Here is a 17,654-nt window from a genome sequence, read left to right on the forward strand (position 1 = left end):
GTTCGGAAGGCGGCCAACTGTCCGCTGGGCGCCGGCGCCCCCTGGCACCGACTCCACATGACCGACCACGCACACGGTGCCGATCTGCGCCGCATACAACAGAGAGCCGACCGGAGCGGGATCACCTTCCCGGGCCAGTCGCGCGTCGATGGCCGATGCCCCAGTTCGCGTCAGCCAGAGCCGCGCCGCCTTGACGTCCTGTTCTGTAGGCGCATGCGACGGCGGCCGACGCGCGCACGTAGAGTCGTTGGACGAGGTGCACCACCCGGCATGAGAAGCCGCGGTAAGTACCGACTTGGCTACGTCCTCGGCCCGCTGGCGTTCTTTGTCGGAGATGACGGCTCGACGGCTACTGTCTTGCACAAGGTCGGCACAGAACGAGCCGCGGTCCGCGTCCGCCCCAAATATCGGACACCCGATCTTGGTGGCCTGCTGAGCGTTCGGAGCTACCGCGGCGTCCCGGCGACTCCACCAGAGACCACCAGCGGCAGCGACCAGCGCCATCATGGCCACCGCGGATGTCAGAAGCGCCAGACGGCGACGCTTGACGACCTGCGGTTCATCCCGAGCCCGCGATGCGGGTAGATCAATGCCGTCATCCACGGTATGGATGGTAGGGCCGTACAGACGCCCGGCGGCCACTCCCATTAGATGACGACAGGCGGTCTGGTTCGGCGATCGGAAGGGTGAATATGGCGGGTACGGATCGTGCGACGGTCGCCGCGGCCGCGATAGGCCGCATTGACACGTGGCTTCAACAGCACGCGCCCCAGGCCCGCGCGGCTCTACGACCGCCGGCGTCCGAGGCAGACCTCGTGGCGGCGCAGGAGGCGGTCAGCCAGCCGCTGCCGCCGGACCTGCGGGCCTGGTGGTCGTACGCCGACGGGGCACATTCCGGCCTTCAGGCCGACGGCGGGTGGCTTATCCCGCCAGGCTTCGTGCCTTACTCGATCGCTGAAGCGCTGGAGAGTCGACGCTTGTGGATGGACGTCGCTCGGAAGGTCGCACCGCTCGACCAGTGGGACGACTTCGTGAATTCGGAGAACAATCGCCCAGCCGGAACGGTTTGCGAGACCTGGCTGCCTGCCTGGTTGCCCGTCGCCACCAACCACGGCGGCGGAAATCTTTTCGTGGACCTGCGCGGCGGCCCGAAGAACGGCTGCGTGATGGAGTTCTATCGGGACACTGGCGCGCTGGCCCAGCCACCATGGGCAGACGTGGCGGACATGCTTGACGACATTGCCGAGCGACTGGAGGAAGACGAGGCGGAAGTCGATGACTTAGGTCGGGTCGACTGGCCATGACGCCACCACCGCCGGGTGCCGCCCCGGCCGTACTCTGTCTGCGCGACGGCAATCCGAATCTTTCCAGTCGTGCTCACCGCGGCACCGTGACGGCCGGCCGGCTGGCGGGAGCCCGCGACGCACGATGGCTCCACCGTGGTGTCGGCGGACGCAGGTCGGGCAGGCGTGTCGGGTAGGACGCTGAACAGAGGCGGCGTGTACCAGGCCCTGCGACAGCAGGCTTGATCATCAGCCACTCCTTGTCGGTCGACTCGCCACGGCGTACCGCCGGCACGTCGTCAACGATCAACCACTGCAAGGTCGGCAGGAAACGCCCAGGCGGGTTCGGAGGTCGCCGGTACGGCCGCTCGTTAGCCGCCGGCGATTCACGACACCTGAACCTGTTGATCTACTCTCCGCGGTGTGGGGATTTCTGCCGATGGATATCGCTGGGAGGCCGCCTGCGGTGGGTGGATCCCACCCGGCGCGGTACCGCATGGCTACGAGGCGGACGGTGAGCCATTGTGGGTGTGCCGCGTCCGGATGCGCGACGGCGTGCACCCGGGCAAGGTCCGCCCGGGCTTCGGCGGGGCCCAAGCCACCTGGGGCGGTGCAACGGTCAGCGTCGACGAATACGAGGTGCTGATGGATCGGGGTGTCTGGGGCATCGCGTCCGGCGGCGCGGTGCCCGCGGACGCGCTGCCGGTGGGCCGGGAGGGCGACGGCGAACCGCTCTACGTCGCCCGCGCGGCGGTCGCCCCTGGCACACTGCACATCGGCAAGGTGCGGCCCGCCTTCGGCGCCGCCAACATCGGATACGGCAACCACGAGCACAAGATTCATTCGTACGAGGTGCTGCTACACCCCTCGTCGTCTCCCCCGTCTGAGACCCCGCGGCGCACCGGGATCCAGATGGAACCCACCTACGCCGACTTCGGCACCGAGCCGCCCCGCATCGGGAACGTCACGATCACGGGCCTCGACCGGTCCTCTGCCGCCGGCGACCACCTGGCCATCGGCGCCGGCGGGTCGGTCGAGCTGACGTTCGACGTGCCCGACCCGGCCGTCGTCCGTGAGGCCTGCGTCGCCCTCCGGGCGCTCGCGTCGATGCTCTCCCGGGCGCCCGGATACGCCCCGCTCACCGTTCGCCTCAACGGCAGACCGCTGGCCGACCGGCTGCGGATCCCGAACGGCGGAGGACTCCCGCAACGCCTGGCCTTCGCGGTCCCAGCCGAGGAGTTGGTGGCCGGCTGGAACACATTACGGATCGAAAGCGGCCACGACGCCCGGAGCATGTTGTGGTTGTACCGGGTGACGATCGACCCGATGCACGCACACGATCAGGCGGGGCTGGCGCTCGAACGGCAGGCGATCGCCGAACCGGTGCTGCGGTACGGAAGCGACGTCGGCGAGGTCGTCATCTTCATCGACCGCGGGGAGCAGGCCGTCCTCGACCAGGTGGCCTGGGCGGACGTATCGGGCGCCGAATATGCGATCACGTTCGAGAAGCAGCAGGCCGCGTTCTACGGCTGGACCCGGCAGCCGGGTGAGCAACCGAGGGAGTTCCGCGGCCGGCTGATCGAACGCGGCTCCTTCGCCAAGGAGGCTCGCCGCTTCTCGACCGAGGAGGGTTGGGGCGGCGGCTGGCACCGCTCCGGTGACCTGCTGTTCGCCGTGGGCGCGCCCGGCCGCCCGGTCACCAGGCTGACCTGGCGCGATGGCCGCGGCAACAACGGGACGGTCGCCTTCGACGACGGCGGTTTCCTGGGGACCTACCAGCGGGTCGGTGAGGGCCCGATCGGCTACCGCGGCAGTCCGGCGTAGGGCTGATTGTTGGCTCGCGGACCGGCTCGGCGGTGGCGGCCCATCTCAGCCAGCTTCCTCAGGGCCTGACAGACCAGCGATCAACCACACCCATTGAGCCTGCTCTCGCTGGCGTTCGTCACGTGCCGAGTGGCGGGAGTGCTTCTTGTGCTTCCGCTACTCGGCGCAGCGGGCGGCAGCGGCATCGCCTCCGTGTTGGCCGAATTGGCCGCCCTGCCGCTGTCGTTCTGGGACTCACCTGGAACTGACGCCGACCGACTACCGAACCCGCGCTCGTTCCCATGATCGTCTTCGACGGCGCCGGCCCGTTGGAGCCCCGCTCACCGAAGAGACTCTGCGCGCGGTGGAAGCGCGGCTTGGGTCTTGCGCCCTCCGGCCGCCTTGGCGCGGTGCTGATACCTTCTCCCGCTGGCCGCCGATCGGCAGGAAATATTCGACCAAGCAAGGGTTGTCGCCGTCCCTTTATCGCCTTGCTGTTGGCATCGCGAGCACGGTCGCCATGATTCGGCAGAGAACGTTACGAGGGGACGGCAAGCGGCCCCCGTCGTTCGCATGCCCGAGCGGAGCCCGGCCCATCGACGCGCCCGCGCCGAGGCTGGCCACGGTTACCGCCAGGGCAGGCGGTGCCGGAGCAGGTCGATCTCGGCGGGGTTGGCAGCCAGCGGCAGGGCTCGTTCGTCGGCTTCCTGGGCCATCTCCGGCTGGTTGTCGGCGCGAAGGAGTTCGGCGCGGGTCGCGTGGTACAGGTGGTAGCCGTCCAGGGTGTCGGCGAGCTGTTCGAGTTCGGCCAGCGCCGCGCGTGGTCCGTCGGTGTAGCGCAGGGCGACGGCGCGGTGCAGGCGGGTGACCGGAGATGGCTGCAGGCGCAGGAGCATGGTGTAGAGCACGAGGATCTGCGGCCAGTCGGTGTCTTGCCAGCGCTTGGCCTCGGCGTGGCAGGCGACGATCGCGGCCTGAAGTTGGTAGGGGCCGGGGCGGCGGTGGGCGGCGGCGCGGGCGATGAGGTCGCCGGCGTTCGTGACGACGGTGTGGTTCCAGAGGCTGCGGTCCTGGTCGGGCAGTTGGATGATGCGGCCGTCGGCGTCGAAACGGGCGGCGGTACGGGCCTGATGTAGTCGGATGAGCGCCAGCAGGCCCATGACCTCGGGCTCGGCGGGCATCAACCGGTGGAGCAGCGTGGCGAGGAACTCGGCGTCGTCAGCCAGGTTGCGGTCGTGGGAGACCTCGCCGGTGGTGGCCAGGTAGCCCTCGTTGAACAGCAGGTAGATAACCGCGAGGACCTCCGAGAGCCGGCTGGCGAGCTCGTCGGGGTCCGGGATCCGGTACGGGATGCCGGCTTCGCTGATCTTGCGTTTAGCGCGGGTGATCCGCTGCCCGATCGTGGTCTCGGGGAGGAGGAAGGCGCGGGCGATCTGCGCGGTGGTCAGTCCGCACACCGCGCGCAGGGTGAGGGCGATCTGGCCGGTGCGGGGCAGTGCGGGATGGCAGCAGGTGAAGATCAGCCGTAGCCGGTCGTCCGGCTCGGGCTGGGTGGGCCAGTGCAGCAGGGCGAGTTTGCTGCGGTATCGCGCCTGCCGCTTGAGGTGGTCCAGGCCCCGGCGGCGGGCGACGGTGAACAGCCACGCGTCGGGCCGTTCGGGAATGCCCTCGGCGGGCCAGTGGGTGAGCGCGGCCTCGACGGCGTCCTGGACCATGTCTTCGGCGGTGGCGAAGTCACCGGTGAGGCCCACGAGGGCGGCGGCGAGCCGACCCGCGTGGTCACGTACCACCCGGGCCAGCTCGTCCTTCGGCGTCGCCGTCATGTGGCGGCGATCGGGCGGACTTCCACCAGCGGGCAGCCCGGCCACGACTTCGCCAGTCGTAAAGCAGCGTCGAGATTGTCCACGTCGATCTCGGCGAAGCCGCTAACGATCTCCTTGCCCTCCACGAACGGCCCGTCAGTGATCACCGGTTCGCCACCGTCGAGCCTCAGTGTGGTCGCCGACTCCGGCGGCATGAGGTAGACGTGGCGGGTCACCTGATCGGCGTGCTCCGTGAACCACTGGCCCACGCGGCCGTAGGCGCGCTCACGTTCGGCGTCGTCCATGGCGGCCAGGTCAGCGGCGAACTGCTCGGTCTCGACGAACATCAGCACGTACTTCATCTGCTGGGTCCTTCCTCTCCTGCCGTCGGCTGTCCCTGTATCTGGTTCAACCGCCGGCCCATCTCCTCTGCGCTCACGTCCTCGACGTGTGAGGCGATGGTCCAGCCGTGTCCGAAGGGGTCGATGATGAACGCGTCGCGGTCACCGTAGAACTGGTCCTGTGCCGCCCGCTTCAGCCGCCCGCCGAACTCGACAGCACAGGCCACGGTGGCGTCAACGTCGTCCACGTAGATGAACTGAAACACCGGCGACCCGGCCAGACCATCGGCCGGCGGGGCGGTGGTGCCCGTGTGCGGTGAGGCGTCCTCGATGATCACCACCGAGTCGCCAATCTCGATCTCGGCGTGCGCGATCGTGCCGTCCGGACCGGGAAACCGCATTCGCTCGGTCGCGCTGAACACCTGGGTGTAGAAGTCGATGGCCTTCGCGGCCCCGTCCACCACCAGACACGGCGTGATCCGGCGATATGTGTCCGGAATCGGCCTGGTTGACTGCGTCATCGTCTGGTTCTCCTTCATCGGTCGAACCCCGACAGGGGGTGCGGTCAGGACACCAGCGCGTGAGGTGGTCACGCGCTCTCACTCTTCAGACGACTGGAGAACGGCTCGATCCGACACACAGGCCAGTTTTTCAACGGTGATACGCCGCGGCCGTCGGCTCGCGCTCCCGCCGCACGCAAGACGTGCCGGTGAGCATGTTGCCGGTGGCGGCGGTGATGACCGAGTCGAGCCGGTCCCAGGCGTGCGTGAGACCGATGATCCACTGGTCGACATGCTCGCGCTCCGCCGCGAACCGCTTGGGCAGAGTGGGAGTGGCGCGGCCGTTGGTGGCGCACGGCATGAGCTCGTAGTAGACCGTGTTCAACGACATGAGCACCGGCTCGCGCATGTCGCCAAACGCAGGATTCCCGGCCAAGAGGCTGGGCTGTGCGCTGCTGTGGGAGACATTCATCGTCACCCGATCCATACTGCGGCCGCTCAGGTCCGCTATGCGGATGGCCGGCCGGTGCGTCGCACCCAGACCCTGGCCTGCCGACGAGCCGGAAGCTGGTAGCACATCTTCCATGCCGACTACCTCGAACTGTGTGCCGGGCGCTTCTCCCCGTAGAGCAGCACGCTAGCGGTCGCGACCAGGAGCGACGCGGGCGCTCATCGTCCGCCCCGAGTTGACCAAGCCGAACATGGGATCGGTCAGGTGTGCCGTCCGCGCGCTCGGCTCAACTGCCTCGTCGCTCACCAGATCCTCGGGCGCCGACTGAGCCACCACTCAGCCGCAACCGGGCAATACATATGTCATTATGGTGCGAGTGGTCGCCGAGCCTCACCAGCCAGACAACGGTGAGTTCTCGGCGGGCGAGTTCAACTCGGCAGGAGCACAGCCATTGTCCTGCGGCAATGAAAATCGGAATAACCTTCGCACAGACGGCATTCGCGTTCTGATCTACGGTATACGCTAAAGCCCATGCCCTGGCCGCCCCCGGCGTCCGGTAGCCGTTCCCTGCGCCAACCCGGAGTGGCAGCTGGTTCGCCACCCGCGTGCCGCTTTGGTGCTCGACGAGTCGGCCAGCACCCTGGACCCGCTGATGGAGCTCGCCGATGCGATATTCATCAGGCGCGAGGGGTGACACAGGATGGACCGCAACCAGCATGATCCTGGATGCACAGCAATCCGATGGCAGGATCGGGGGTCTCCAAGATGTTGCGCAGCCTATTGTCCCTCCACTTGCCCGTGGTCCTTGGCGGCGTTTCCTCGATTGCGGCTTGCTTTAGGCATTTCACCCGGAATTGACAGCCAGTACAACGGGATCAGCAAGGCGATCATCGTGACGCCCAGCTCGGGAAGGATGAAGCCGACCCCTGTCCCCAGAGCGGTCAGGAAAGGAGCGGGCAAGTAGCGCCTGGCGACAACGCTCGCCCCTTCTGGGGTGATGGTGTCACCGAGGAGCCGGTGGCCACGTCTGGCGTAGTGCCAAATAAGGTTGAAGAAGATGGCCCCCACCATGAAAGTTGCGCCGTAGAAGACGGTGGCGGCACGTTCGCCCTGCCCGCTGCTGAACGCTCGAGCGAGGGTCTCCGCAGTGAAGGGTACAAACGCGGCGGTCAGCAGCAGCAAAGTGTTCAACAGCAGTATTGTTCGGTCGATGGATCGGATATGGTCGAACATGAGGTGATGATTGACCCAGGTCTGGCCGATCAAGAGGAAGGTGATGGCGTAGGCGAGGTAGGACGGCCACAGCGTCAAAAGGTCCCTCCCCAGGTGTTCGGTCCCGGCCGGCAGGCGGATGTCCAGGACGAGGAGGGTGCTCGAGATGGCGAAGACCGCATCGCTGAACCCGGTAAGCCTCCTAGTGTCGCGATCCACGCCGAACGTCGGGTCGCCTTCGCCTCCCCGCGGCTTTTGAGCCCGGATCAACAAGCGGATCCAGCTCTCCATCAATAGCTCCTCTGATCGAGCCTTGATGGGCACTGAGGTATCGTGCCCGGGCGTCGGAGGTATGTCGGTACGGGCTTCCCACGCACCACACCTCTACGCCAACCGCTGTGAAACCATTCCCGACCAACCCGCCTGGAAGGCCTTCGCCGAAGCCCTCGTCATGGCCAGCGGCTACGATTGACCCACCAGGAAGACCCGCACTTCCTAGACCAACCGACAAGCATGTCCTGGGACGGAAAAGTCAAGCATGTGGTGGGACTAGACACGTAGACCACGATCGTCTTAACCAGCCGACCGGGGCGATGACCACGACCACGGCGCCTGGTGTTCGTCCAGCCAACAAATCGGATTCGCAGAAGCCGCCCCGAGGCCACGGATCCGCTGGCCAGGCACGTGAGCCAGCAGTCGCATAGGTCCGTTTCCGGGCTCAATTAATCCTTCTGGGCAACTACACACGCCGGTAGTGTGAGGCGCCCCGTTCAGCAGGGCTATAGGCTTGTTTAGGGACAATAGCCATTTAACCCTGAGGAAAGGGACAGATTCCCGCCCAGCAAGTCACTGTGCGCAGTGTTGGGCAGCCCAGTTGAGGGGGAGACGTTGAGTGGTCGCGATCCAGCTCGGCATCCCACAGATCAGAGCGACCGACAGCTGGCCGCCAGCCACCGAGCACCTAACTTGCGTGGACCCGGCAGGATAGAGAGGTGTTGACGTCTTCCGACCTCCCCGCGGTTCTGCGGATCAGCGCTCCGAGCGGCCAAGGCGAACTCACCTCGCTCCTCGATTGGTTACGTCATGAGGATGAGTTGCGTGGCCGAGTACGGCTGGAGCATGCCCCGGTACGCCCCGAGGAGATGGGGGCCATCACCGACGCCCTGTTGGTCTCTCTCGGCTCGGGTGGAGCAGTGGCAGTGCTCGCTGGCTCACTGTCGACATGGCTGAGTCAGCGCGACACCAGTGTGGAGGTACACGTTGCCGGAGCCGACGGGCGGCAGGTGACGCTACGGGCGCAACGGGCGCGTGACCTGTCCGTGTTGATCCGCGAGGTCGAGCGGCTGCTTCCTCGCGATGGGGACGCTGGGTGAGCGAGCCGCGCTTTCCCGACCCGGATCGCTCGTGGGCGGTGTTGATCGGCGCGGACCGGTTTCCTGTCGCCGCCGACCTTCCCGATATACCGGCGGTCCGGGAGAATCTGTCATCGTTGCAGGCGGTTCTCACCGATCCGCACGTCGGGACGCTGCCCCAGTGCCTCCGAGTCGACAAAGAGGCAACGGCCACGGACGTTGGCGCGGCGCTGAAGGAAGCCGCCGAAGCCGCAACTGACGTGCTGCTCGTCTACTACGCCGGGCACGGTCTCGTGGACGATCTGGGCAGGTTGTATCTGGCGCTGGCCGGCACCGACCCGGGCCGCCCTGGTTACAGCGCCGTGCCGGTGGAGCTGATCAAGCGTGACCTCGCGGTCAGTTCCGCGGCGACTCGGCTGCTAATCCTGGACTGCTGCTTTTCGGGCCGCGCGATCGAGGCGATGTCGGCGCCTGACGGGCTCGTTGCCGGGCAGTTGGCGATCGCCGGCTCATACACGCTCACCTCGACCACCGCGAACACCCCGGCGTATGCGCCGGCTGGCGAGACGCACACCGCGTTCACCGGCGCGCTGCTGCGCGCCCTTGAGCGGCCCGAGCCGCTGGCCCTGGACCAGATCTATGATCAGGTCGACCATGAACTGGCCGAGCGCGGTCTGCCCCGCCCGCAGCGGCGGGCGGGTAATGCAGCCGGGAACCTCGCCTTGGCCCGAGGGGGGACTCGTCGGCCCGAACCGACGCCGGCCCCGACGGATGAGAACAGCTTCACGGGTCAGCCACCATACGGCCCCGTAGCCAGGCGGTCCATGACCACGATCGGAATCGCGCTACTGCTGCTCGTGCCGGTCACTTCCTGGTTTTCTTGGCAGCGGCAGAATTGGGGTGTTCTCTTGGCGTTCGCAACGATCGAGCTACTCGCCGGTCTAGGTGCGATCCAGGAGGCGAAAAATCGGCCCAGGACCCTGACCATTGGCCGGTCCAGCCTGACTGCCGAACGTGGCTCGCGGCTTGAGCTCCGCCTCTCATGGACCGATATCGCGCACCTTGGGGTAATGACCCACCACACACGCAAGAAGGAATTTCAGGTGCTTCTCATCCGCCTTCAGCCGGGCGTGCCACCGCAGACCACGACGGGGTTCGATCCGATCTCGGGGCGGTGGCTCAGAGCGCCATACGAGAAGCTCGGCTACATCGCAGTAATCATGGTCGGCATCGATCCGCGGAAGGTACGTACAGCGGTGCGATGGCATACCACCCGCCGTCTGTACCGCACTGAGCGGGAACTGTTCGACCTGGATCCCGGGTTGGCGTCGACGACAGCCAAGCTCCGACAATGGGCGCCCTCGAGGAACCCAAGGCCGAACGACTAGCGAACGTGCGCATGGCCGGGGCGCCAGAGGACAGTGCAAGCGAGTTGCTCCCCGATCAGCCGATGACGACGTCGCCCGGAGCCTCTCGTCGGCGGTCGATGCTGCTGGTATACCTGCCGACGCCGGGACATGATCTCGGGACGGTGGTCAACTCGACCGCACCGCAGATCGCGGTCGCCGCCGCGTTCTGCCACGGCATCATGATCGCGGGAACGGTCGTGCTGGCCGGCAGCGAGATCTACATCCGAAGCCCGCTCGGGCAGATCAACGCGGCATGGACGCTGCTCATCGTGGGCGGTCTCGCCCTCAACATTGGCGGCCGATCCCTGTTCGGCATCGTTCTCGACCCCACCCACCGACCGTGGCGCGGCATCGCGGCGGTGCTCGTGCTCGCCGCCATCACGGCCGGACTGCTGATCACACCGCCCCTCGTAGTCGCGGCCGCCGTCATCCTCGTCGCCGTCGCCGTCTACCTCACCATCAGCTACCGGAAGACCGTGGCCCGGTCCTTGCGCATGCCGAGCTGAACGAAAGAGCTCCGGACAGATAGCTCGCCGCCGCAGGTCTTGCACCAGCCTGCGCCGGGCGCACGCCGGCTCGACGGCGGCCGACGTCACACCTGACGGCGGTCACACCGGTCGCGGCCTCCCTGTCGTCATGTACGTACCCGTTTCGCGGACCGTTTCATGACTGAGTCCTCGTGCCGAGTCACCGACAGCGCCTGTGAGACGACCTGCTTGCCTTCCTTCAAGGAGTTCACGATGACCAACCCCGACACGATCATCCTGGTCCACGGATTTTGGCTCACCCCGCGCAGCTGGGAGCACTGGATCGCCCACTACGAGCAGCGCGGATTCCGGGTGCTCGCACCCGCGTACCCCGGCTTCGAGATCGAGGTGGAAGCCCTCAACGCCGACCCGAGCCCGATCATGGAGGTGACCGTACCGAAGATCGTCGACCACCTCACGGCGGTCATCAACGAGCTGCCCGCACCGCCGATCATCATGGGGCACTCGGCCGGCGGGACGTTCACCCAGCTCCTGCTCGACCGAGGCCTGGGCGCCGCGGGCGTCGCGATGAACTCGGCACCGACCGAAGGGGTACGGGTCGTGCCGCTGCCTCAGGTCAAGTCCACGTTCCCGGTGCTGAAGAACCCCGCTAACCGGCACAAGGCTGTGGGGCTCTCGTTCGACGAGTGGAAGTACGCCTTCACGAACACGTTCACCGAGGAGGAGTCCCGCGCCCTCTACCGGCGTTACCACATCCCCGCGAACGGCGGAATCGTGTGGGGCGGCGTGCTGGCCAACTTCCAGCCCGGCCACCAGGACACCTGGGTTGACTACCACAACGAGAACAGGGCGCCGCTGCTGTTCATCTCCGGCAGTGAGGACCACGTCATGCCGCCAGCCGTCCAGCAGTCCAACGCCAAGCACTACAAGTCCAACACCCTCACGGAGATCAAGGAGTACCAGGGCTACGCCCACCTGCTTCCCGCGCAGAAGGGCTGGGAGGAGATCGCCGACTACGCCCTCGACTGGGCCCTGCGGCACGCCCGAGCATGACCGATGCGCGGAACACATCGGCGGACCAACGCCCCTCGTCGAGGTCGGCGACAGGCAGCTGCTGACCGCACGATTTTCGGACCGAGATGCGTTGGTGAGCATGACGGAATCCCCTCGTCAACCTCCGACCCGACCGCCAACCTCAGCACGCGATGAGACGCCCAGCTTGCGGACGATGTTCGAGACGTGCACCGCGGCGGTCTTCGGCGAGATGTACAGCCGGCGGGCGATCTCGGCGTTGGTGAGTCAGGCGAGTAGGTTCGCGCACCATCGGCATCGGTTACCTGTCTTTCGCCGCCGCCTGATACCTAGCCGGCCCTCACCGAGGCCAGACATGCCTATGTCGTCCAGCGGCGCGGCAGGGACACATCGGCGCTGTTCGCGGGTCGCTGCCGTAGCTCACCAGCACCGGACCCGGCTTCCGAGGCTGCGCGGGCAGCGGGACGCGCCCGCGTCAGCCGCCCGTCCCGCTTCGCGCGCCTCGCATGCCACGTGCCGGACGCGGAACGCCTCCACGAGGTTCCCGCGCTGCGTCACTCATCGATTGGGCCTACACGCCAACGGTTCGCCCGCACATCCCACGTCTGCCGCGAGGCCCTCTGCAGCTAGACAAGAGGCCGAGGAGGATCCGCCTCTATCGATCCTAGGCCAACGGCCACGGTCGAAGCCTCCACCGCACGATGACCGACCGCCGGGCGATGGCCCGTTAGTAATGTTCAGGCTCTCCCGTCGCTTGGGCTTTCCCGCCCCACATCGCCTCGGCCGCCAGTCGCCGATTACCAGGTTGATCGACCTTGCTGTGCAGCGCGTCTAGTGAGAGAGCAGCAGCGGAGCCAGGGTGCGTAGCTGTGGCAGCAACTCCTCCGGCCCATCCACGAGCGGCTGAACGCAGATGTGGTCCGCGCCCGCGGTGTGGTGCGCTCGAACCCGCTCCGCCACCGTCTCCGGGTCGCCCCACGGCACGAGGGCGTCGACCAGGGCGTCGCTGCCGGTACCGGCCAGGTCCTTCTCGGCCCAACCGAGCTCTCTCAGGTTGTTCGCGTAGTTGGGCAGGGTCAGGTACCACGAGGTGTACCGCCGAGCCTTCTCCCGGGCCGAGTCGGGATCGGTGTCCAGCACCACGGCCTGCTCAGGCGCCAGCACCGGCTCCGGCCCGAGAATCTCGCGGGCGCGCGCGGTGTGCTCAGGAGTGACGAAGTACGGATGCGCGCCCGCGCTACGCCGCGCCGCCAGCTCCAGCATTCCGGGACGCAGTGCGGCCAGCACCCGCGGGGCCCGCTGCGGCAACGGCGCGGCGTACTCGGTCTCGTCCATCGCATCAAGGTAGGAGCGCATCGCCGCGAGTGGACGCCCGTAGTCATGGCCGCGCGACGAAACCAGCGGTGCGTGACTCACCCCGAGGCCGAGTAGGAACCGCCCGTCGTACGCCTCGGCCAGCGCGTTCGCACCGTTCGCGGCGGCGGTGGCGTCTCGGACCCAGATGTTGGCGATACCGGTGGCCACCACCAGCCGCCGGGTGGCGCCGAGCAGGATCGCCGAGTGGACAAGCGCCTCCTTGTACCTCGCCGTCTCCCCCACCCACAGCGCGCCGTAACCCAGCTCCTCTACCTCGGCCGCGACCGCGCGACCGAACTCGGCCGACTGCCCGCCGAGCACCCCCGTCCAAAACCCGATGGGGCCGATCCGCCGCTTCACCTCCGCCGGATCGACGTCGCCGGACCGCTGCTGCTGAACCATGGCATCTCCTTGCACAGATGATCGCCACCCGACGGTATCCCGCCGTACGACTACCTCGAGGCGTGATCGTTGGCACGACGTCTGTCGAGAGCACAATGCCGGCGCGCGCACGGGTGGGCCCTCTGCCACTCCTTCGCCCTGCACGTCTGCGAGTTGGACCGCTACCGCATGACCGCGCGTCGCCGCGGACGACTTTCGCCGCCATGCTTGCCCTGGTCGGGAGTCACGTTGATACCTCAACTCACGGTCGGACAACCACCCAATCCGTCCGCCTCGCACCGCTGAGCATCAAGTGACGTCCCATCGCTTACCGGAAGGGCGCGGGCGACCATCCGGCGGGTGGCCGCGCGCGTCGCGGCATCCGACCGCCGCCTCGAAACACCCGACTCAGCCCGCGACTCCTCTGGGAGCTGATCGCAGCGGCCCGGTCGCCGGAGGCACCCCACAACCGCAACCCCGCGTGACGATCCCCTGGCGCGCGTGCGGCTCGACCAGCGTAGGCCCGGTCGTCCGGCGCGGTTTTGCCTGATTCGGGTGTCAGCCGTGGACGTCGCCCAGCATCCAGACCCTGCTGCACCATGCTCGTGTGCGCCATGAGGATTCGCGCGGCGGGCGAGCCTGCCGGACCGGTGCGCGGTCGCCGCGCGATCAGAGACCGCGGGGTAGATGAAGATGCGGATGCCGATGTCGGGCGTGCCGGACAGCAGCAATGAAGCCGATCGTACGTATGTACGATCCACGTGTGGCACGGGAACTGGTTGGGCGCTGGTGGAACGGGGTGTGGGGGAGGCTGACCCGCCGTGATGTGTGGCTCGCCCGCGAGGTCCGATGGCACGTGATCGCCCGCGCGGGCGACTCGGAGACGGGCACAGTGCTCCGGTGGCAGTTCGACACGGAGGACGAGGCCCGGATGATGGTGCGGCGTCTCGTCCGGGCCGACGGCGGCCAGTGGCGAGAGCAGACCGGGACCGCGGCCACCCCGCCGCCAACGTGATGCCGGCCGGCTGCCGGAATGCCTGGTCCCGCACCGTGTTCGACGGAACGAAATCGCGGGACCTCTGACACCCACCGGGGTCTCAGCGCCGGGTCTCGGCGGCTGACCGGCCCACCGTCAGGTGTCGTAGAGCCCATCCCATGGCTCATGAAATCCCAGGCGATCTGGGTACAGCTCGACCCAGTCGACGTGGCTGCCGTCACCGGCCCGGTCGCCGGACTCATCGATCAAGCCGAAGGTGACGTCGTCCTGGTGAGTCTGGAACAGTTGAATCGCGATGTCGCCGTACGACATGCCGGACAGCCCCGCGAGCAGCCCGTCGAGCGCCTCAGCCAGCGCGGCTCGATCCGCGACGCGCGTGATCGTTGAACGCCGGTACGCCCCATCGCGGTCAAAGAGGTGCACATATGCGTGGTGGTCCCACGCCGACGCGAGGAACAACCCGTCGTCGTAGTGACCGATCCTGTCCGTACGGTAGTCAGCCTCGTGCGCTATAGGAATCAGCCGAGGTACGGGCACCCGGTCAACGTAGCGTACGAGCGTCGCCAGTTCCGCGGGTCGCGCCTGGAAACGATCGGGTCAACGGTCAACGGAAACCGCCCGTGTCGAGCATCAATTGGCGCAGGACAGGCCGGCTGCCGGATGTCGGACGACGCAGTGGCTCACCCACCCGCAAGTTGTGAAGCGGCTTTGGTTTCAGGTGAGTACGCCCGGCGGGCTTGGCGCCAGACGCTAGGGTGCTGCGTGCCCGTTATCGACCTGGACTTGCCCCCGCACCGCTCGTCGCCCGAACGGCGCTCTCGCGCTCGGCTCACCCTGATCCTTATGGCGTTGGGCCTTGGCTTTCTCACGGGCGAACCGGCGGGACCCCTGCACCTCGACTCGCGGACGGTCTGCGGTGTGCAGCCGGATGATGCGGCGGCTCCGACAGCCGGAAGGCAGAGTGCCGAGCTCGTCATCGACCCTAAGACCGGCCATATCGTCTCGGTCAGGTGCAGCAGTGCTCGCAGCCAGTAACGATCTGTCAAGCGCTGCGACCTACGACAAGCCTCAAAGCATCGCCGCCGTGAACCCCACACACCCTGGCCGCTGGTCTGCTCGGCTCTGCCCAGGGACTCACGGTGGGGATGGCCACCCGCGCGACCCCCGACTACCTCACCGTCCGGACGGGCTTCTCCTATCCCTGTCGTAGCTCCCCGCCCGGAGGGCAAACAGCTCTTGCAGTCCGCCAGTGTGGCCGGCCCGGCCGATGTCGGCCGAAGGTCGCGGGCAGGTCGGGCCGTCCTTGAGGGGACCACCTGCGCGACGGCGAAGGCGGTTGCGTTGCTCAGTCTCGGGAAACCGGGACAAGACGCGGGTCTGTGCTCCCGTTCAGCCACTGGCGCAGGACCCCGTTGAACAGGCAGGCGTCTTCCACGTTCCAGATGTGATGCATTCCCGGCGCGAGCCGCAACTGTGCTTGCGGTGCGGCCTGGGCGATCTCCCGCAGGGAGTGGCGCACCGCTGCGGATTCCTTCTCACCGGCGATCGCGAGCAGCGGGCCGGAGTAGCGGCACAGGGTCGCGGGCACGCCGCCGGCGAACACCTCGGCGTTCATCGCGGACGCGGTCTCGCGGTGCACCGAAAGGCCATGCGCGACGTACAGGGCGCGTGAGTCCGCCGGAATCCCGAACGCTGCGGCTTGGGCGCGCCAGAACCACGGCGCCCGCCAGAACGCCAGTTGCAGCCGGCAGATCAGGCGCACTCCGGCGCCGACCGGCTGGAGCGGCGCTCCGGTGAGGAATGCCGAGTGCACCCGGTCAGGGTGCCGCGCCAACACGCGAAGCGCCATCACGGCGCCCAGGGAGAGCCCGACGAGATCGAAGGGACCGTCGACACCCTGGTCGGTTACTCGTGCGACGAGGTCGTCGGCCATCGCGTCCAGGCCCAGCCAGCCCTCGCCGACTCGGTTCCCGAAGCCCGGCAGGTCCGGCGTGAGCACCACCCGGTCGGTGAGCGCGGCCACTTGCGGCTGCCACATCCAGTTTGCGACGTTGCCTCCGTGCAGCATCACCAGCGGGCGTCCCACCGCACCCGTCTCGGGACGGTGCACCTCGGGGAAGGCACTCATGCGACCTCCTCCTCGACCGCGTCGAGCCAGGCGAGTTCGGTGCGTAGGTGCACGATGCCGTTGTCGAGCGTGGCAAGCCGCAGCCGCGCGCCGCGATCGGACGCCTCGGCCTCGGCTCGCATCCGCTCGAAGCGCGCCAGCTGCGCCTGCGTCGCGACGCGACGTTGCGCGAAGAGCGACCGGAGGCCGTCGTCGTCGAGGTCGGCGCCGAAGAACACCCGCGCGAGGAACGGGTCGCGTTCGACGTGGCGCTCCGGCGCGCTCGCGAGCCAGGCGGCGAGAGCCGCCCGTCCGGCGGCGGTGATGCGGTGCTCCTGACGGTCCGGCGCCCCTGATCCGGCCACCGTCTCGACCTCCGCGCACCCCTCGACGACGAGCTGGGCGAGGGTGCGGTAGATCTGGGCCTTGTCCGCCGCCCAGAAGTGCCCGACGGTCGAGTCGAAGTGCCGCTTCAGGTCATAGCCGGTCATGGGCGCGAGGGCGAGCAGCCCCAAGATGATGCGTGACAGAACCATCTAACTAGTAGACGAGTCACCTAGGAGATTTGTCAACTAGCGGCTTGGGTCCGACCTGCGTGATCTGGAGCCCCGACGCTCTGCGGCCAACGGTGCGTGATCCGATCCAGCTGCGGCAAGTGGGTCTCGTCTCGCCAGTTCTCGGCGTGAGGTGATGTCGAGCTTGCGAAAGATCTTGCGCAGGTGATAGTCCACTGTGCTGGGGCTGATGAACAGCTGTGCCGCCACCTCGCGGTTGGACGCGCCATTCGATACCCGGCGCGCGATGTCGCGCTCCTGGCTGGTCAGGCAGCAGCTCTGGGCGAAGTGGTTGGTCGTGTCGTGGTGGGCCAGCCTGCTGCGTAGCTCGCGGCGGGATGCGACGCCCAGCCGGTGGAACACTCCGCGTAGGTGATGTTTGACGGTATGGGCGCTGATGACCAGGTGCGTGGCGACCTCGACGTTGGTGGAGCCTGCCGCCACCAGAAGGGCGATCTGTTCCTGTCGTGGGGTCAGTACCGCACGGGGAAGGATTCGGGCAGGCTCGGCTACGGCGTGGTGCATGGTGCTCCTCGGGCGAGGGTTCGGGGTCTCGACGACCATCCGATCGCGCCGCGGTGCACGA

At 67.5% G+C, this 17,654-nt stretch carries 17 protein-coding genes and 1 pseudogene; 7 read left to right on the forward strand and 11 right to left on the reverse strand.

The features are described 5' to 3' along the window. Positions 1 to 692: 692 nt before the first annotated feature. Positions 693 to 1,304: an SMI1/KNR4 family protein gene (locus D7044_RS13885; protein WP_120675455.1), complete on the forward strand. Its 612-nt coding sequence runs from the start codon at positions 693 to 695 to the stop codon at positions 1,302 to 1,304. Between the two features lie 402 nt (positions 1,305 to 1,706). Beyond that, entirely contained in the window at positions 1,707 to 3,107 is a 1,401-nt protein-coding gene (locus tag D7044_RS13890; protein WP_120689157.1) for a DM9 repeat-containing protein, read from the forward strand. A 605-nt stretch (positions 3,108 to 3,712) separates the two neighbouring features. Here the strand turns inward: D7044_RS13890 and D7044_RS13895 are convergent. From D7044_RS13895 to D7044_RS13915, 5 genes are all read right to left on the reverse strand, one after another. Further along, positions 3,713 to 4,909: an RNA polymerase sigma factor gene (locus D7044_RS13895; RefSeq protein ID WP_120689158.1), complete on the reverse strand. Its 1,197-nt coding sequence runs from the start codon at positions 4,907 to 4,909 to the stop codon at positions 3,713 to 3,715. Then, the gene (locus tag D7044_RS13900; RefSeq protein ID WP_120675449.1) at positions 4,906 to 5,250 is read right to left on the reverse strand and encodes a YciI family protein; all 345 of its coding nucleotides are present in this window, start codon (positions 5,248 to 5,250) and stop codon (positions 4,906 to 4,908) included. Before D7044_RS13900 ends, D7044_RS13895 begins: the two co-directional genes overlap by 4 nt. Then, complete coding sequence (locus tag D7044_RS13905) at positions 5,247 to 5,768, reverse strand: VOC family protein (RefSeq protein ID WP_199716614.1); 522 nt, start codon at positions 5,766 to 5,768, stop codon at positions 5,247 to 5,249. The genes D7044_RS13900 and D7044_RS13905 overlap by 4 nt, the downstream gene beginning before the upstream one ends. 112 nt (positions 5,769 to 5,880) lie before the next feature. Beyond that, the gene (locus D7044_RS32145; RefSeq protein ID WP_147434660.1) at positions 5,881 to 6,315 is read right to left on the reverse strand and encodes a hypothetical protein; all 435 of its coding nucleotides are present in this window, start codon (positions 6,313 to 6,315) and stop codon (positions 5,881 to 5,883) included. 642 nt (positions 6,316 to 6,957) lie between these two features. Further along, on the reverse strand, positions 6,958 to 7,683 hold the full coding sequence (locus D7044_RS13915) for a TMEM175 family protein (protein WP_199716615.1): 726 nt from the start codon (positions 7,681 to 7,683) through the stop codon (positions 6,958 to 6,960). Between the two features lie 701 nt (positions 7,684 to 8,384). Between D7044_RS13915 and D7044_RS33550 the strand changes: the two genes are divergently transcribed. The 4 genes from D7044_RS33550 to D7044_RS13935 all read left to right on the forward strand — a co-directional run bounded on the left by D7044_RS33550 (position 8,385) and on the right by D7044_RS13935 (position 11,694). Continuing rightward, positions 8,385 to 8,765, forward strand: a complete 381-nt coding sequence (locus D7044_RS33550) for an effector-associated constant component EACC1 (RefSeq protein WP_120689160.1) — start codon at positions 8,385 to 8,387, stop codon at positions 8,763 to 8,765. Further along, the gene (locus D7044_RS13925) at positions 8,762 to 10,132 is read left to right on the forward strand and encodes a caspase family protein (protein WP_120689161.1); all 1,371 of its coding nucleotides are present in this window, start codon (positions 8,762 to 8,764) and stop codon (positions 10,130 to 10,132) included. Before D7044_RS33550 ends, D7044_RS13925 begins: the two co-directional genes overlap by 4 nt. Then, positions 10,096 to 10,659, forward strand: a complete 564-nt coding sequence (locus D7044_RS13930; protein ID WP_147434661.1) for a hypothetical protein — start codon at positions 10,096 to 10,098, stop codon at positions 10,657 to 10,659. Before D7044_RS13925 ends, D7044_RS13930 begins: the two co-directional genes overlap by 37 nt. A 234-nt stretch (positions 10,660 to 10,893) precedes the next feature. Next, positions 10,894 to 11,694 carry an alpha/beta hydrolase gene (locus tag D7044_RS13935; protein WP_120689163.1) on the forward strand — a complete coding sequence of 267 codons (801 nt, stop codon included), beginning with the start codon at positions 10,894 to 10,896 and terminating at the stop codon, positions 11,692 to 11,694. Positions 11,695 to 11,811: 117 nt separating this feature from the next. On the opposite strand, the pseudogene D7044_RS33415 reads toward D7044_RS13935, so the two are convergent. Together D7044_RS33415 and D7044_RS13945 are read right to left on the reverse strand one after the other, a co-directional pair. Then, positions 11,812 to 11,928: pseudogene (locus D7044_RS33415) on the reverse strand (LuxR C-terminal-related transcriptional regulator); the annotation flags it as partial. 576 nt (positions 11,929 to 12,504) lie between these two features. After that, entirely contained in the window at positions 12,505 to 13,431 is a 927-nt protein-coding gene (locus tag D7044_RS13945) for an LLM class F420-dependent oxidoreductase (RefSeq protein ID WP_120689164.1), read from the reverse strand. A 742-nt stretch (positions 13,432 to 14,173) separates the two neighbouring features. Here D7044_RS13945 and D7044_RS13950 point away from each other — a divergent pair. After that, complete coding sequence (locus tag D7044_RS13950) at positions 14,174 to 14,425, forward strand: hypothetical protein (protein WP_199716616.1); 252 nt, start codon at positions 14,174 to 14,176, stop codon at positions 14,423 to 14,425. Positions 14,426 to 14,542: 117 nt separating this feature from the next. Here D7044_RS13950 and D7044_RS13955 read toward each other — a convergent pair whose 3' ends face one another. The 4 genes from D7044_RS13955 to D7044_RS13970 form a co-directional block, all read right to left on the reverse strand. Continuing rightward, on the reverse strand, positions 14,543 to 14,944 hold the full coding sequence (locus D7044_RS13955) for a hypothetical protein (RefSeq protein ID WP_120689165.1): 402 nt from the start codon (positions 14,942 to 14,944) through the stop codon (positions 14,543 to 14,545). A gap of 808 nt (positions 14,945 to 15,752) precedes the next feature. Further along, the gene (locus D7044_RS13960) at positions 15,753 to 16,535 is read right to left on the reverse strand and encodes an alpha/beta fold hydrolase (protein WP_120689166.1); all 783 of its coding nucleotides are present in this window, start codon (positions 16,533 to 16,535) and stop codon (positions 15,753 to 15,755) included. Beyond that, a complete protein-coding gene (locus tag D7044_RS13965; RefSeq protein WP_120675441.1) occupies positions 16,532 to 17,050 on the reverse strand; it encodes a PadR family transcriptional regulator in 519 nt (172 codons plus the stop codon). Before D7044_RS13965 ends, D7044_RS13960 begins: the two co-directional genes overlap by 4 nt. A gap of 36 nt (positions 17,051 to 17,086) precedes the next feature. Beyond that, positions 17,087 to 17,593, reverse strand: coding sequence for a response regulator transcription factor (locus D7044_RS13970; RefSeq protein ID WP_233564979.1), 507 nt, complete (start codon positions 17,591 to 17,593; stop codon positions 17,087 to 17,089). Positions 17,594 to 17,654 lie beyond the last annotated feature (61 nt).

It is taken from the genome of Micromonospora musae (genome assembly GCF_003626635.1).
In the GTDB taxonomy this organism is placed as follows: Bacteria; Actinomycetota; Actinomycetes; order Mycobacteriales; family Micromonosporaceae; genus Micromonospora; species Micromonospora musae.